At 49.2% G+C, this 16,314-nt stretch carries 11 protein-coding genes; 7 read left to right on the top strand and 4 right to left on the bottom strand.

Translation table 11 applies throughout. The features are described 5' to 3' along the window. Window positions 1–143: 143 nt before the first annotated feature. The 3 genes from AB8809_RS13990 to AB8809_RS13980 are packed head-to-tail and all read left to right on the top strand — an operon-like array spanning window position 144 to window position 4,174. The gene (locus AB8809_RS13990) at window positions 144–1,448 is read left to right on the top strand and encodes a cytosine permease (RefSeq protein WP_181828361.1); all 1,305 of its coding nucleotides are present in this window, start codon (window positions 144–146) and stop codon (window positions 1,446–1,448) included. 37 nt (window positions 1,449–1,485) lie between these two features. Further along, window positions 1,486–2,595 carry a DUF917 domain-containing protein gene (locus tag AB8809_RS13985; protein ID WP_349856361.1) on the top strand — a complete coding sequence of 370 codons (1,110 nt, stop codon included), beginning with the start codon at window positions 1,486–1,488 and terminating at the stop codon, window positions 2,593–2,595. Window positions 2,596–2,605: 10 nt separating this feature from the next. Then, window positions 2,606–4,174: a hydantoinase/oxoprolinase family protein gene (locus AB8809_RS13980; protein WP_349856360.1), complete on the top strand. Its 1,569-nt coding sequence runs from the start codon at window positions 2,606–2,608 to the stop codon at window positions 4,172–4,174. Window positions 4,175–4,262: 88 nt separating this feature from the next. On the opposite strand, the gene pflA is transcribed toward AB8809_RS13980, so the two are convergent. The 4 genes from pflA to ycaO all read right to left on the bottom strand — a co-directional run bounded on the left by pflA (window position 4,263) and on the right by ycaO (window position 10,688). Then, window positions 4,263–5,003 carry a pyruvate formate lyase 1-activating protein gene (pflA, locus tag AB8809_RS13975; protein WP_320702501.1) on the bottom strand — a complete coding sequence of 247 codons (741 nt, stop codon included), beginning with the start codon at window positions 5,001–5,003 and terminating at the stop codon, window positions 4,263–4,265. A 269-nt stretch (window positions 5,004–5,272) separates the two neighbouring features. Continuing rightward, the gene (gene pflB / locus AB8809_RS13970) at window positions 5,273–7,555 is read right to left on the bottom strand and encodes a formate C-acetyltransferase (protein ID WP_015839982.1); all 2,283 of its coding nucleotides are present in this window, start codon (window positions 7,553–7,555) and stop codon (window positions 5,273–5,275) included. 57 nt (window positions 7,556–7,612) lie between these two features. Then, on the bottom strand, window positions 7,613–8,473 hold the full coding sequence (gene focA / locus AB8809_RS13965; protein ID WP_015839983.1) for a formate transporter FocA: 861 nt from the start codon (window positions 8,471–8,473) through the stop codon (window positions 7,613–7,615). 451 nt (window positions 8,474–8,924) lie between these two features. Then, complete coding sequence (gene ycaO, locus AB8809_RS13960; RefSeq protein WP_349856358.1) at window positions 8,925–10,688, bottom strand: 30S ribosomal protein S12 methylthiotransferase accessory factor YcaO; 1,764 nt, start codon at window positions 10,686–10,688, stop codon at window positions 8,925–8,927. Between the two features lie 327 nt (window positions 10,689–11,015). Between ycaO and serC the strand changes: the two genes are divergently transcribed. From serC to rpsA, 4 genes are all read left to right on the top strand, one after another. After that, on the top strand, window positions 11,016–12,101 hold the full coding sequence (gene serC / locus AB8809_RS13955) for a 3-phosphoserine/phosphohydroxythreonine transaminase (RefSeq protein ID WP_181828396.1): 1,086 nt from the start codon (window positions 11,016–11,018) through the stop codon (window positions 12,099–12,101). Window positions 12,102–12,307: 206 nt separating this feature from the next. Beyond that, window positions 12,308–13,597 (top strand): 3-phosphoshikimate 1-carboxyvinyltransferase, encoded by a 1,290-nt coding sequence (aroA, locus tag AB8809_RS13950; protein ID WP_349856356.1) that lies wholly within the window; start codon window positions 12,308–12,310, stop codon window positions 13,595–13,597. 222 nt (window positions 13,598–13,819) lie between these two features. Continuing rightward, window positions 13,820–14,497: a (d)CMP kinase gene (gene cmk / locus AB8809_RS13945; protein WP_015839987.1), complete on the top strand. Its 678-nt coding sequence runs from the start codon at window positions 13,820–13,822 to the stop codon at window positions 14,495–14,497. A gap of 115 nt (window positions 14,498–14,612) precedes the next feature. Then, complete coding sequence (gene rpsA, locus AB8809_RS13940; RefSeq protein WP_015839988.1) at window positions 14,613–16,286, top strand: 30S ribosomal protein S1; 1,674 nt, start codon at window positions 14,613–14,615, stop codon at window positions 16,284–16,286. The last annotated feature ends 28 nt before the right edge of the window (window positions 16,287–16,314 follow it).

Here is a 16,314-nt window from a genome sequence, read left to right as displayed (position 1 = left end):
TATGTGTCACATCAGGGTCTCTCATAAGCACAATGGTGTTGTTAGCTTGCTGACGACACCATTGTTCTATACGCCGTCAGGCAACCTCTATAAAATATCACAACGATACAATAATTATTTGCTGCTTATTTAATGGAGGTTATATGTCTCAAGGGAATGCTGTACCTGGAAAAGAACAACAGGGGCGGCAAATCTATGATTACGAATACGAACCTGTCCCTGCTGAAGCGAGAAAAAGCTGGTATGTTATTGCTTTAATATGGCTGGCAATGGGGATTGATATCTCAGGTTTATTCCTTGGTGCTTTCTTAAGCGGAGGATTGCCTTTCTCCCAAGCTGTTAGCGCCACGCTTATCGGTTCTGCCTTTTTAGGTGTATTGGCCGCATTATGCGCGAACGTCGGTTATGGCTGTGGGTTATCAACAACGCTACTAAGTATCTCCGTTTTTGGACGCTTTGGCGGAAAGCTTATTGGTATTTTCTCTGCTGTATCATTGGTTGGTTGGTTTGCTTTTCAACTCGATTTTTTTGGCGTAATGCTGCAAAAAGCACTGTTACATTATCAAATTGAACCAGGTCGTTTTCTTATTTTGGTTTTTGGCATGGCGCTGATGACTTCTACGGCTATTTGGGGTGTCAGAGCATTGGGTAAACTGAGTGTATTCAGCGTACCACTTATGTTGATATTGATAATTACAGGCCTGGTTTTAGCGGCGAATAACCACCCCGAAATACCCCTCCCGATAATTAAAGCGCCGATTAGTATGGGAAGCGCTATCTCTTATGTTGTTTCTATCTGGATAGTCTCTGCCGTGATGTCCCCGGATATAGCTCGCTATGCTAAAACACGTAAAGATGCGTTACTTGGTGCGGGATTGGGGTTCTTTTTAGGTAATAGCTCAACAATATTAGTTGCGCTTATTCTGACTCATCTTGTCGGTACAGAAGATTTAGTTGAAGTGTTTTTCAGTATTGGTTTGGGGATGTCTGCAATTGTGGTGCTTATTTTTGCCCAGTGGACAACAAATAGTACCAACCTTGTCTCCGCATCATTGGGGCTATCCGTTGTTATTCGAGCACTATCACGGCCAGTATTGGTTGTGCTAATGGCTATTGCCGGGTTGCTGTTAGCGTATAACGGTATGATTAATAATTTTACCCAATTCTTGTCGCTGCTCGGTGTCCTGATTTCCCCTATCGCAGGTGTTTATCTCGTCGAATATTATTTTATTAAGTCCTCACGTTTGCAGAAAAATGTATCAGAGGCTTCATTCTTGAATGTGGCGGCGGCTATATCTTGGTCACTTGGTAGTCTTGTGAGCCTGTTAACTTCCCCAGATTTTTTTGATTTATTTACGATAAGCTCAATTTCTGCTCTGGATGGCGTCATTGTAAGTATGGTGATTTATATCGGCATACATAAAATTTTCCCTCAATTGGCAGATTAAACGTGTTACGCAGATAACATGAGACCTTGGGTAAAATATGTCTCGTTATATTAATGTACAAACCATTGATGATATAGCACTAGGGGCCGCGGTTCTCGGTACTGGAGGCGGCGGCGACCCGTATGTAGGTTCTTTGATGGCAAAACACGCATTAAAAAATGCGGTCAAGGTTCCTGTATTCGATTTAGATGAAATTAAAGACGATGAGCTGTTTGTTCCCTGTAGCATGATAGGTGCAACAACGGTAGTTGTAGAAAAAATTATGTCAGCTAGCCAGTTTGTTCTGGCGTTTGACGCGATGGAAACGGCGCTTCAGCGACCTATCACTGCAACATTTCCCATCGAAGTTGGCGGTATTAATTCGCTCATACCGTTTGTTGTTGCGGCTGCAAAAGGAGTACCTGTCGTTGATTGTGATGCGATGGGGAGGGCCTTTCCCGAAGCGCAGATGGTGACCTTTTTTCTTGATAATTTACGCTCTGCGCCAAATACGTTAGCGGATGAAAAGGGAAACACGGTTACCTTAAATCCTATTGATGGCATGTGGTCTGAGCGTTTGGCCAGAGTGATTGCGGAACAAATGGGGGCCGCCTGTGCCATGTGTGATTACCCATTGCGCGGTAGCCAACTTAAGCGTAGTGCCATCAAAGGTACACTCACACTGGCGCAGAATATTGGAAGAACGTTGCGTCAGGCACACCAATCGGGAAGCCATCCCGTGCAATCCTTACTGACCATACTGAATGGCTACGTTATTGCATCAGGCAAGGTTGTTGATGTTGATCGTCGCACCATTGGAGGGCTTGCCCGGGGCAAAGTAGTTCTGGATGGCATGGGGAACGATAAAGGTGAGTCGTTTACGGTGCTTTTCCAGAATGAGCTATTGCTTGCTTATCGTTCGTCACAGGTGGCAAATCCTACGCAGGATAATCTGCTGGCTGTTGTGCCTGATTTAATCTCCATAGTAGACAGTGAAACCGGACGTCCAATTATTACGGAACATTTACGTTATGGGCAGCGAGTCGATGTTATTGCCTATCCGTGCAATGACAAGTGGCGAACGCCAAAAGGGATTGACGTTGCGGGGCCGGAGTATTTCGGTTATCCGGTGCAGTATGTGCCGATAGAACAGCTTGCAAATCGCTGAGGCTTTCCCGATGTTACATAAAAATGATTACCGACTCGGGATTGATGTCGGCGGCACCAACACGGATGCGGCAATTTTAGATGCGGATCTGCGCTGTATTGCGACGGCCAAATTTCCTACCAGTCTGGATATTTATAGCGGTATCGAACGGGTGATTGCTGAAGTATTGACGCAGTCAGGTATCGAGCCGCAGCATATTCGCTATGCGATGTTGGGCACAACACAATGTACCAATGCGATTGTTGAGCGGAAAGGGCTGGATCGCGTTGGTTTATTACGCCTGAGCCTGCCAAGCAGCGATAGCGTTCCACCGCTATTTGGTTGGGATGATGAATGGCAAAGGACATTAGGCGAGCATTTCTACCAAATTCATGGTGGCTATGAATTTGATGGCCGAGAGATTCATCCCATATTGCGGGATGAAGTCTTGGCGGCGTGTGACAGGATGCGCGGTCATGTGGATAGCGTGGCAATTTGTGGCGTATTCTCACCCGTAAACAATAAGCAGGAACAGCAGGTTGCTCAGTGGGTGAATGCAGCACTGCCTGATGTTTCCGTGTCGTTATCCCACCGGATAGGCAGCACCGGATTACTGGAAAGGGAAAACGCGACAATCCTGAATGCGTCGTTGCAAAGCACGGCAAACCGGTTTGTTAGTGGCTTTACGCAAGCGCTAATCCGACATGGTATTAAAGCTACACCGTTCTTCGGGCAAAACGACGGCACATTGATGTCCGAAAGTATGGTGAAGCAATATCCCATTCTGACGATGGCCTGTGGGCCAACGAATTCGATTCGCGGAGCGTGCCACCTTTCCGGGCTGGATAATGCACTGATTATTGATGTCGGTGGCACGACGACAGATATTGGCGTGTTGGTGAATGGCTTCCCGCGTGAGTCGGCTATCGCTGTTGAAGTGGGCGATGTACGAACGAATTTTAGAATGCCTGATATTATTTCTATCGGCATTGGCGGGGGAACCTGCGTGCGGCAGTCTCAGGATGGGAAACTCACGCTTGGACCTGACAGCGTCGGTTATCGTCTTCTTGAACAGGGTGTCAGCTTTGGTGGGGAGACGTTAACGCTCAGCGATATTATGCTGCAGCTTCATCGCGAGCGATGGACATCCGATCTTCCTCGCCCGCTTCCTGAGCTAGATAACGTACTTTGCCAGCAGGCTTATCGTCAGATGATTGATAAAGTGGAAAGTGCTATCGATCGGATCAAATCGTCCAGCGCTGCTATTCCGGCGGTGCTTGTTGGTGGCGGTAGTATTTTACTGCCTGACGTTTTATCGGGTATCAGTCAGGTCATGCGCCCGTTGAATTTTGATGCGGCAAATGCGGTAGGTGTAGCCTTAGGAAAGGTTGGCGCACAGATTGAGCGCGTAGTGAAAATGCCGGATAACGATCGTGAGAAGATAAAAAGCGAGCTGCAGCAACAAACGGTTTGTCTTGCAGAAGAAACGGGTGCGATGCCGGGCAGTGTTGAAATCATCGACTATCAGGAAATTCCGTTGGCGTATCTGCCAGGGAATGCGGTACAGGTGAAAATCAAGGCAGCAGGCAATCTGGCTTAGTACAGCGCTTAACGTTGTAAGGATATCTCTTCGCTACAATGAAAATAGCGCGCCATGAGCGCGCTATTTTTTCAGGAACGATCAGAGATTAGTACATGACCTTGTGACCGTAGCTTTCAAGAATCGACTTAATACGATCCATGGTATCGGCCTTCGGTGGTTTAACACCGTCTAACTTGTACTCCTCACCCATTGCGATCCACTTGTGTTTGCCAAGTTCATGGTAGGGGAGAAGCTCAATTTTCTCGATGTTCGTCATATCTTTGGTGAACTCACCCAACTTGTGTGCAGACTCATCATCATCAGACCAGCCGGGGACGACCACATAACGTATCCAGGTACGCTGGTTGCGCTTTGCCAGATAACGTGCGAAATCCAGAGTACGGTGGTTCGATACGCCAACTAAATTCTGGTGTATGTCGTCGTTCATTTGTTTCAGATCGAGCATCACTAAGTCGCTGACGTCCAGTAGCTCGTCAATGACGGGGTCATAGCGGCGTACAAACCCGTTGGTATCCAGACAGGTGTTGATACCTTCTGCCTTGCAGGCGCGGAACCAGTCGCGCACAAATTCGGCCTGAAGAATGGCCTCGCCGCCGGATGCTGTTACGCCGCCGCCGGATGCATTCATAAAATGGCGGTAGGTCACGACTTCTTTCATAAGTTCTTCCACCGTCACTTCCTTGCCGCCGTGCGTATCCCAGGTATCACGGTTATGGCAATACAGGCAGCGCATCAGGCAGCCCTGGAAGAAGATGATGAAACGGATGCCTGGGCCATCGACAGTGCCGCAGGATTCAAAGGAGTGGATGCGACCGATTACTGACATTGCGAGGTTTTCTCCAAATTTGACCGAACAATAGCGGTCTTTATGAGCGCAGTCATAAGAAAGCAGGTGTTAATCTGGCAGGGATTGCTGACAGAAAAACACCGTAGGACAGATGCTGCGTCGAATCTGTTTTGCGAGCCATCCACATGGTGAGAGCAATATAGCGGGCTGGCAAAACAGGCTAACAACCTGAACGACAATCTGGGGTGAGAAAAAGGCCCCACTGATGTGGAGCCTTTATTTTACGCCTTTTCAGACAGTCATGGAAATTACATTGACTGAGTGAAAGTACGGGTGATGACGTCTTGCTGCTGTTCTTTCGTCAGTGAGTTGAAACGCACTGCGTAGCCAGATACACGGATAGTCAGCTGCGGATATTTCTCTGGGTTTTCCATCGCATCAAGCAGCATTTCACGGTTCATGACATTAACGTTCAGGTGCTGACCGCCTTCGATGCTGGCTTCGTGGTGGAAATAACCATCCATCAGGCCGGCAAGGTTAGCTTTACGCACGTTGTCGTCTTTACCTAACGCGTTCGGTACGATGGAGAAGGTATAAGAAATACCATCTTTCGCGTAAGCAAACGGCAGTTTGGCAACAGAAGTCAGAGAAGCAACAGCACCTTTCTGGTCACGACCGTGCATTGGGTTCGCACCAGGTCCGAACGGTGCACCTGCGCGACGGCCGTCTGGGGTGTTACCTGTTTTCTTACCATATACCACGTTAGAGGTGATGGTCAGAACAGACTGCGTTGGGGTTGCGCCACGGTAGGTAGCCAGTTTCTGAATTTTCTTCATGAAACGTTCAACCAGGTCACAAGCCAGTTCATCTACGCGAGCGTCGTTGTTACCGAATTGCGGATATTCGCCTTCGATATCAAAGTCGATAGCCAGACCATCTTCATCACGAACCGGTTTAACTTTGGCATATTTGATGGCTGACAGGGAGTCAGCAGCAACAGACAGACCAGCGATACCACATGCCATAGTACGGAACACGTCACGATCATGCAGTGCCATCAGCGACGCTTCGTAGCTGTATTTGTCATGCATGTAGTGGATGATGTTCAGCGCGGTGACATACTGTTTCGCCAACCAGTCCATGAAGTGATCCATGCGATCCATCACTTCGTCGAAGTTCAGAACGTCGCCTTTGATTGGTTCTGATTTCGGACCAACCTGCATTTTCAGTTTTTCGTCCACACCGCCGTTAATAGCGTACAGCATGGTTTTCGCCAGGTTTGCACGGGCACCGAAGAACTGCATTTGTTTACCAACGATCATTGGGCTTACGCAACAAGCAATCGCGTAGTCATCGTTGTTAAAGTCAGGACGCATCAGATCGTCATTCTCGTATTGCAGAGAAGAGGTATCGATGGAGACTTTAGCGGCATAGTTTTTGAAGTTCTGTGGCAGTTTTTCAGACCACAGGATGGTCATGTTCGGCTCTGGAGACGGCCCCATGGTGTACAGGGTGTTCAGGAAGCGGAAGCTGGTTTTACTTACCAGCGTACGGCCATCCAGACCCATACCAGCCAGAGATTCAGTTGCCCAGATTGGGTCACCAGAGAACAGCTCATCATACTCAGGAGTACGCAGGAAACGCACCATACGCAGTTTCATGACCAGGTGGTCAATCATTTCCTGAGCTTCTTCTTCGGTGATTTTGCCAGCTTTCAGATCGCGCTCAAGGTAGATATCCAGGAAGGTGGACACACGTCCGAAGGACATGGCTGCACCATTCTGTGATTTCACCGCAGCCAGGTAGCCGAAGTAAGTCCACTGAACCGCTTCCTGAGCCGTTGTCGCTGGGCCAGAAATATCACAGCCATATTTAGCTGCCATTTCTTTAATTTGGCTCAGGGCATGGTGCTGATCGGCAATTTCTTCACGCAGACGGATTGTTGCTTCCAGATCTTCGCCGTTTTCCAGTTTGGTTTGCAGAGAAGTGAACTGAGCAAACTTGTCTTTCATCAGGTAGTCGATACCGTACAGCGCAACGCGACGGTAGTCACCGATGATACGGCCACGGCCATAGGCATCTGGCAGGCCAGTCAGAACGCCAGATTTACGGCAACGCAGGATGTCTGGGGTGTAAACATCGAACACGCCCTGGTTGTGCGTTTTGCGGTATTCAGTGAAGATTTTTTTCAGTTGAGGATCCAGTTCACGGCCGTAAACTTTGCATGAACCTTCAACCATTTTGATGCCGCCGAACGGAATCAACGCACGTTTCAGCGGAGCGTCAGTTTGCAGACCAACGACTTTTTCCAGACCTTTGTTGATGTATCCCGCGTCGTGAGACGTGATAGTTGCGGCAACATTGGTATCAAAATCAACAGGGGCGTGAGTGCGGTTTTCCTGCTTGATGCCTTCCATGACGCTGTCCCACAGGGCAGAAGTCGCTTTGGTTGCACCAGCCAGGAAAGACTCATCACCTTCATACGGTGTGTAGTTTTTCTGGATAAAGTCACGAACATTGACGTTATCCTGCCATTCACCTTTGCTAAAGCCTTGCCATGCATTGGCCAATTTTTCATTCAGCTCGGTCATTTTACACCTACCTTTGATATGGATTTCTTAAAACCCGACGTTGCGGCCGATTGCACCTTAGTGGTGCTTGTCTCCACCGCGCAAATAAATTACCCAGTATGTTAAACCGACCAGGACGCCACCGCCGATGATATTCCCCAGGGTTACAGGGATCAGATTATCGGTAATGAAGTGGCTAACGGTTAAATGTTCAAACTGAGACGGTACCATTCCGATAGCATTCCAGAATTCCGGTCCCGCAAAGTTTTTGATGACGATGCCCATGGGAATCATGAACATGTTAGCGATACTGTGCTCAAAGCCGCTGGCAACGAACATGGCGACAGGCAGAATCATGGCAAACATTTTGTCGGTAAGCGTACGGCCGGAATAGCTCATCCACACAGCCAGACATACCATCAGATTAGCCAGAATCCCCAGACACAGTGCTTCAACAAACGTATGTTCCAGTTTGTGTTCAGCCGTTTGTAGGACGTTGAGACCCCACGCACCGTTTGCGACCATGTGCTCTCCCGAGAACCAGATAAGCCCAACGAAGAAAAGTGCGCCAATCAGGTTGCCGACATAGACATTTGCCCAATTATAGGCTAGTTGCTTCCAGGTGATACGTCCACTGGCTTTGGCAATCACGATGAGAACGGTTGAGGTAAATAAGTCTGCACCGCAGACGACAACCAACATGAGGCCAAGGGAGAAACAAATACCACCGATCAATTTCGCGATACCGAAAGGGATCGTTGCGGTTCCTGTGGTGGCAGTAATATAAAAAACGAAGGCGATCGAAATAAATACACCCGCGGTTATCGCCAAATAAAACGTCGTACACGGTTGTTTGGTAGCTTTATAAACTCCGGCGTCTTCAGCAACTTTTGCCATTGCAGCCGGGAGTAATAGAGTAAAGGGGTTGTCAGCTTTCACACTAACTCTCTCTTAAAAATTATCAGCATTGAGATACTAACAAAGCAGTATACGGTAAAATTTGACGTGGATCATATTGCAAGAAATTAACAAGGTGGTGAGGAGGGTTGGATGCCCTATTTTTATGGTTAATCTGTTGAATTTTATAATAAAAAAATATTTTAAATTTTGCAAAAAGAGTTGAATGGCATACGTTAAACCTACCGATTTAGCGTTAATAAAAATCATGTTTTGTAGAATTTCAGTACCACCTTGTCGACGTAATTTAATTAAAAATTCACCATTCAATAACAATGTTCTGATTATGCATTACGAATAATAAATATGACTCTGTGGATAATAAAAATAGCCCTTTAAAATAAAGGGCTATTTGGGGTGGCTACAGGCAGATTGCTATTTGCAATAGCGCGTCCATCAATATAAGACGCACGCTGGCTGCATCAGTCGGCCATTATTTTGCCTGCCAGTAACGACGTTTAGCCTGTTGCAGCTTCTCATAGGCAGCCAGCAGCGACTGGTGTGCAGGTAAAGTGGTAAAGGTGTCATCCACGGCAAACAAGCCGTAGAAGCAGGCTTCGCCAGCAACGGCGGCGCTGGCGGCATCGACCGTTTCACTGCCGTACATTTTGGTAAAGGCGTCGTAATATTCTGCCGGGTTACGCTCAGGCTCCTGAGCCAGTAACAGCAGGGTCTGAAGGCAACGGTAATAGTTGCTGCGTTGCGCCGTAAAGACCGAATCATTGAAGTCTTGCGTCCACTCTGTCCAGCTTAGCGCTTGATCCAGATCGCCGCCGGCCAGCGCCAGCATGGCTTTTAATTCGCCAACACGCAGAGTAAACCAGCCATTATCTTTGCCGGTGGCAATGCCGAGCAGTTCGCGTACACGGGTGAAGTCGTCCAGCCCTTCGTCATCAAGCTGTTGTAACAGAGCCAGATAGTCTTCTTGCTCCCACTTGCTATCAGGCAGCGCCAGCAACGTATCGCGCAGGTGAGCACCCATGCTGTTGTTGGCCAATAACAGATCGTCAGCAGGGTAGATATCTGACATTCCCGGCACGATGATGCGGCAGGCATAAACCGACAGATGCTCATAATCGGCAATGTAAACTTCTTTATCTTCCTGCTTGAAGATCGCCATTAGCGTGGCGAATTCTTCTTCCGTCGACCCTTTAAAGCTCCAGTCGGCAAATTCATAATCCGCTTCTTTCTTGAACATATCCCAGGAGATCAGACCGCTGGAATCGATAAAGTGGGTTTCCAGATTAGCGTGTTCGGCCACTTCTTCATCATCGAACGTCGGCGGGGTGAACACATCTAGATCTTTCAGTCCGCGACCTTGCAGCAGCTCGGTGACGGTACGCTCCAGCGCCACGCCGAAATCCGGGTGCGCGCCGAAGGAGGCAAAGCAGGTACCGTTAGCCGGGTTAAACAGAACCACGCAGATAACCGGATATTTCCCGCCCAGTGAGGCATCGTAAGAGAAAATTGGGAAGCCTTCTTTCTCCAGTGTCGCAATGGCTTCGACCACACCAGGGTAGCGGTTCAGCACCGCTTGCGGAATTTCTGGCAGGCTGATGGACTCGGCAATGATGCGGTTTTTGATGCTGCGTTCGAACACTTCGGACAGCCCTTGAACGCGGGCTTCGTTGGCGGTGTTCCCGGCGGACATGCCGTTAGAAACGTACAAGTTGCCGATGATATTCATCGGAATATAGACGGTTTGCTGATCGGACTGACGAGTAAACGGTAGTGCGCAAATGCCTCTGTCGGCATTGCCAGATTGCAGGTCGATGAGATCGCTGGCGCTCAGTTCCTGCTCAGGATCATAAAATTTGTGCAGGCGTGCATCCAGGATACCTTCTGGCAATGTGTCATCTTCTGGAATTGGGAACCATTTTTCATTCGGGTAGTGAACGAAATCGCCGTTGGCGATGGTCTTGCCGAGATAGAAATCAGCGAAGAAATAGTTAGTAGACAGACGTTCGAAATATTCCCCTAACGCAGAGGCTAATGCTGCTTTCTTACTGGCGCCTTTGCCGTTAGTGAAGCAGAGCGGGCAATCGCGGTCTCGAATATGGACAGACCAGACGTTTGGCACCGGGTTCAGCCATGACGCTTCTTCGATGTTAAACCCCAGGTCTTGGAGCTGTTGTTGAAAACGGGCGATGGAATCTTCCAGGGCGGCGTCTTTGCCTGGGATAAACGTTTGGGTCATGGTGTTCACTCTTATCGAGATTAGCGGAAGCGGCATGATACGGATTTTTCTGTCCAGACTCTATTTATTCATAACAGATTGGCAACGGTGAAAAAGAACAGACTCCGTAACGTGCCGTTTTGCATAATGAAAGCGCAATAAGCGTTGCAGCCGCGATGGACGAGTGATAAAACCGATAGCAGGGTAAAAGTAATGTGGTTATGGCGGTCATTCCGTTATAACTACTATCTCGTAACAGCGGTATTTTTATAACCGACAGGTTTATAAAAATGGTATTTGTAACACGGTGATAAAACAGCCGCTATTTTTCAGGTGTGGTGAGGGGAAATGACTCAGATTTTTAATTTTAGCGCCGGTCCAGCAATGCTGCCGGTTGAAGTACTGCGTCGTGCTGAACAGGAATTGTGTAATTGGAATGGCCTGGGTACATCGGTCATGGAAATCAGCCACCGTAGTAAAGAGTTTATGCAGGTTGCCGCTGAATCCGAACAAAATCTGCGTGATTTGCTGAAAATCCCCTCCAACTACAAAGTGCTTTTTTGCCACGGCGGTGCTCGCGCACAATTTGCGGCAGTGCCATTAAATCTCTTGGGTGAGCGCTCAACGGCGGACTATATCGATGGCGGATACTGGGCGCACAGTGCGGTCAATGAAGCAGAAAAGTACTGTACGCCTAATGTGATTGACGTGAAAACGCGCGTAGACGGCCTGCGTGGCGTTAAGCCGATGCGTGAATGGCAATTGTCTGATGACGCGGCATTTGTGCATTACTGCCCGAATGAAACCATTGATGGTATTGCGATCGAAGAAGAGCCGGATTTTGGCGATAAAATTGTGGTCGCCGACTATTCTTCCAGCATCCTGTCTCGTCGTATTGACGTCAGCCGCTACGGTGTGATCTACGCCGGTGCACAGAAAAATATCGGTCCTGCGGGTCTGACGTTGGTTATCGTACGTGACGATCTGCTGGGCAAAGCGCGCCGTGAACTACCATCGATTCTGGATTATCAGATTCTGGCGGACAATGACTCCATGTTTAACACGCCGCCGACCTTTGCCTGGTATCTGTCCGGTATGGTCTTCAAATGGCTGAAAGAGCATGGCGGTCTGGCTGAAATGGAAAAGCGCAACCAGGAGAAAGCCGACCTGCTGTATAGCGCCATTGACGGTAATGATTTCTATCATAATGACGTCGCGGTAGCGAACCGTTCTCGCATGAACGTGCCGTTCCTGCTGGCAGATGCCGCGCTCGATAAAGTCTTCCTGGAAGAGTCCGTTGCGGCGGGCTTGCATGCGCTGAAAGGCCATCGCGTAGTGGGGGGCATGCGTGCTTCCATCTACAACGCCATGCCGTTGGAAGGCGTGAAAGCGCTGACTGAATTTATGGCTGACTTCGCACGTCGCCACGGTTAATTAATACCACCTCGCTATACCCTAAATAATTCGAGTTTCAGGCAGGCGGCAAGAGAAGGCATCCCGATGAGCTTACTCAAGTAAGTGATTCGGGTGACTAAACGTAGCCAACGCACATGCAACTTGAAGTATGACGGGTATATACATTTTTATAAACCCCGGGCTTGCCGGGGTTTTTATGTCCACGTTGAAAGAATAGGCTTTACATGCAGGAATCCCTGACCCTACAACCCATTAAACTGATTAACGGTACCCTTAACCTTCCAGGATCAAAAAGCGTCTCTAACCGCGCGCTTTTACTGGCTGCGTTGTCCGAAGGTAAGACTCGCCTGACTAACCTGTTAGATAGTGACGATGTCCGCCATATGCTGACTGCTTTAACGGCGCTGGGTGTGGGATATCATCTGTCATCCGATCGGACCGTGTGTGAGATTACCGGTCTGGGTGGTGCGTTTACGGCATCGCAACCGCTGGAGCTGTTTTTAGGAAATGCAGGTACGGCGATGCGTCCACTGGCCGCGGCCTTATGTCTGACGGATGGTGATATTGTGCTGACGGGTGAGCCCCGTATGAAAGAGCGTCCAATCGGGCATCTGGTCGACGCGCTGCGTCAGGGCGGGGCAAGAATTGACTATCTGGAGCAGGAAAACTATCCACCGCTTCGTCTGCATGGTGGTTTTCAGGGCGGCGAAATCAGCGTAGACGGTAGTGTATCCAGCCAGTTCCTGACGGCACTGTTGATGACCGCACCTCTGGCCGCGCAGGATACGCAAATCAGCATTCAGGGCGATCTGGTTTCTAAACCGTATATCGATATTACGCTGCATATGATGAAAGCGTTTGGGATTGAAGTACGTAATGAGAACTACCAACGCTTTTTTGTCGCCGGATGCCAGCAGTACCGCTCACCGGGTGATTATCTGGTGGAAGGCGATGCGTCATCGGCTTCTTACTTTCTGGCAGCGGCGGCGATCAAGGGCGGCGTTGTGCGCGTGACCGGTGTTGGCCGTAATAGCGTGCAGGGTGATATCCGCTTCGCCGATGTTCTGGAAAGAATGGGGGCGACCGTGCGCTGGGGTGAGGATTATATTGAATGCGAACGCGGCGAACTGCACGCAATCGACATGGATATGAACCACATCCCAGATGCTGCGATGACTATCGCAACGGCGGCGCTTTTCGCACAGGGCGGCACGACTACGCTGCGTAATATCTATAACTGGCGTGTGAAAGAGACGGATCGTCTGGCTGCCATGGCGATTGAGCTGCGTAAAGTGGGGGCGGAAGTGGAAGAGGGTAACGACTACATTCGCATTACACCGCCAGCCAAGCTGAAAGCAGCAGAAATCGGGACATACAACGATCACCGTATGGCGATGTGTTTCTCGCTCGTGGCGCTGTCGGACACACCGGTCACAATTCTCGATCCGAAATGTACCGCCAAAACCTTCCCCGACTACTTTGAACAGCTGGCGCGCCTCAGCGAACTGGCTTGATTCCTCTCTAAGGCACGGTCTCCGTGCCTTTTTTCTTGCTCTGCTTCTCTTAAACAGCGCTCTGTTTTTCTTTCTGAATTGCGCACTGCATTCAGAGAATGCCTTATTTTTCCCACCATTCCGGCATTGGGGTAACCTTTCTCTGCATTGATGCGTATAATGAGGCTCCGTGATGCCATAAAACGGCATAAGCGGAACTTCCCAGTATTAAAGGAGAGAGAAATGACGGTGATGGCACCGGTAGTTACGGTTGACGGACCGAGCGGCGCAGGCAAAGGTACCTTGTGTAAGGCATTGGCTGAAGCTTTACAGTGGAATCTGCTGGACTCGGGAGCTATCTATCGTGTTTTGGCTCTGGCAGCGTTACACCACCATGTCGATATCAGTTCCGAAGATGCGCTGGTCCCGCTGGCCTCTCATCTTGACGTGCGCTTTGTTGCCGAAGGCGGGCAGCTAAAAGTCATTCTGGAAGGCGAAGACGTTAGCCACGAAATTCGTACCGAAGCGGTAGGTAATACGGCTTCTCAGGCTGCGGCATTTCCTCGCGTTCGTGAAGCCTTGTTACGTCGGCAGCGCGCTTTCCGTGAGGCTCCGGGGTTGATTGCCGATGGCCGTGATATGGGTACGGTGGTCTTTCCTGATGCGCCTGTGAAGATTTTCCTGGATGCCAGCGCGGAAGAACGGGCACAACGTCGCATGCTACAGTTGCAGGGGAAGGGCTTTAATGTTAACTTTGAACGTCTTTTGTCTGAGATAAAAGAACGGGATGAGCGCGATCGCAACCGCCCCGTTGCACCGTTAGTACCTGCTGCCGATGCGTTGGTGCTGGATTCAACGGAAATGACAATTGATGAAGTGATAGCGCGCGCGTTGGCTTATGCCCGCGAAATTTTAGCGTAATCACAGAACACAGAATTTTTACCTCGTTGTAAGGATGCACAGCGGGGCATGTTAAACAACCCCATCGAGCAGGATGCCAGATGGACGTTAAATTGAAACCCTTAAGATTATCAACATGACTGAATCTTTTGCTCAACTCTTTGAAGAATCCCTGAAAGAAATCGAAACCCGTCCTGGTTCCATCGTACGCGGTGTTGTTGTTGCTATTGACAAAGATGTCGTACTGGTTGACGCCGGTCTGAAATCTGAATCTGCCATTCCGGTAGAGCAATTCAAGAACGCACAAGGCGAACTGGAAATTCAGGTTGGTGATGAAGTTGACGTTGCTCTGGACGCTATCGAAGATGGCTTCGGTGAAACGCTGCTTTCTCGCGAAAAAGCTAAACGTCATGAAGCATGGCTGACGCTGGAAAAAGCCTACGAAGAAGCTGCAACTGTTACTGGTATTATCAACGGTAAAGTTAAAGGCGGTTTCACTGTTGAGCTGAACGGCATTCGTGCGTTCCTGCCAGGTTCTCTGGTAGACGTTCGTCCGGTTCGCGACACGCTGCATCTGGAAGGCAAAGAGCTTGAGTTCAAAGTTATCAAGCTGGATCAGAAACGCAACAACGTTGTTGTTTCCCGCCGTGCAGTTATCGAATCTGAAAACAGCGCTGAGCGCGATCAACTGCTGGAAAACCTGCAGGAAGGCATGGAAGTTAAAGGTATCGTTAAGAACCTTACTGACTACGGTGCATTCGTTGATCTGGGCGGCGTTGATGGCCTGCTGCATATCACTGATATGGCTTGGAAACGTGTTAAACACCCAAGCGAAATCGTCAATGTGGGCGACGAAATCACTGTTAAAGTGCTGAAGTTCGACCGCGAGCGTACTCGTGTATCTCTGGGCCTGAAACAACTGGGCGAAGATCCATGGGTTGCTATCGCTAAACGTTACCCAGAAAGCACGCGTCTGACTGGCCGCGTGACCAACCTGACTGACTACGGCTGCTTCGTTGAAATCGAAGAAGGCGTTGAAGGCCTGGTACACGTTTCCGAAATGGATTGGACCAACAAAAACATCCACCCATCCAAAGTTGTTAACGTTGGTGATGTAGTGGAAGTGATGGTTCTGGATATCGACGAAGAACGTCGTCGTATCTCTCTGGGCCTGAAACAGTGCAAATCTAACCCATGGCAGCTGTTCGCAGAAACCCACAACAAGGGCGACCGCGTTGAAGGTAAAATCAAGTCTATCACTGACTTCGGTATCTTCATCGGCCTGGACGGCGGCATCGATGGTCTGGTGCACCTGTCCGACATCTCCTGGAACGTGGCTGGCGAAGAAGCCGTTCGCGAATACAAGAAAGGTGATGAAATCGCCGCTGTTGTTCTGCAGGTTGACGCAGAGCGCGAGCGTATCTCCCTGGGCGTGAAACAACTGGCTGAAGATCCGTTCAATAACTACCTGTCTGTTAACAAGAAAGGTGCTATTGTTACTGGTAAAGTTACAGCAGTTGACGCCAAAGGTGCTACAGTTGAATTAGCAGACGGCGTAGAAGGCTACCTGCGTGCTTCTGAAGCCTCTCGCGACCGCGTTGAAGACGCAACACTGGTTCTGAACGTTGGCGACAGCGTTGAAGCGAAATACACCGGTGTTGATCGTAAAAACCGCGTTGTTAGCCTGTCTGTTCGTGCGAAAGACGAAGCTGACGAGAAAGATGCAATCGCAACTGTCAACAACAAGCCTGAAGAAAGCAATTTCTCCAACGCAATGGCAGAAGCGTTCAAAGCAGCTAAAGGCGAGTAATCACAACGGTAGAATGAGCAACGTAAGT

It is taken from the genome of Pectobacterium aroidearum (genome assembly GCF_041228105.1).
In the GTDB taxonomy this organism is placed as follows: domain Bacteria; phylum Pseudomonadota; class Gammaproteobacteria; order Enterobacterales; family Enterobacteriaceae; genus Pectobacterium; species Pectobacterium aroidearum.
Note: the sequence above shows the minus strand (reverse complement) of the source record. Positions and strands in the feature narration are given on the sequence as shown.

What these genes read in the sequence shown, in the direction of transcription:
- AB8809_RS13990 (WP_181828361.1), top strand. Translation starts at nt 144, where the DNA reads ATGTCTCAAGGGAATGCTGTACCTGGAAAAGAACAACAGGGGCGGCAA.
- AB8809_RS13985 (WP_349856361.1), top strand. Translation starts at nt 1,486, where the DNA reads ATGTCTCGTTATATTAATGTACAAACCATTGATGATATAGCACTAGGG.
- AB8809_RS13980 (WP_349856360.1), top strand. Translation starts at nt 2,606, where the DNA reads ATGTTACATAAAAATGATTACCGACTCGGGATTGATGTCGGCGGCACC.
- pflA (WP_320702501.1), bottom strand. Translation starts at nt 5,003, where the DNA reads ATGTCAGTAATCGGTCGCATCCACTCCTTTGAATCCTGCGGCACTGTC.
- pflB (WP_015839982.1), bottom strand. Translation starts at nt 7,555, where the DNA reads ATGACCGAGCTGAATGAAAAATTGGCCAATGCATGGCAAGGCTTTAGC.
- ycaO (WP_349856358.1), bottom strand. Translation starts at nt 10,688, where the DNA reads ATGACCCAAACGTTTATCCCAGGCAAAGACGCCGCCCTGGAAGATTCC.
- serC (WP_181828396.1), top strand. Translation starts at nt 11,016, where the DNA reads ATGACTCAGATTTTTAATTTTAGCGCCGGTCCAGCAATGCTGCCGGTT.
- aroA (WP_349856356.1), top strand. Translation starts at nt 12,308, where the DNA reads ATGCAGGAATCCCTGACCCTACAACCCATTAAACTGATTAACGGTACC.
- cmk (WP_015839987.1), top strand. Translation starts at nt 13,820, where the DNA reads ATGACGGTGATGGCACCGGTAGTTACGGTTGACGGACCGAGCGGCGCA.
- rpsA (WP_015839988.1), top strand. Translation starts at nt 14,613, where the DNA reads ATGACTGAATCTTTTGCTCAACTCTTTGAAGAATCCCTGAAAGAAATC.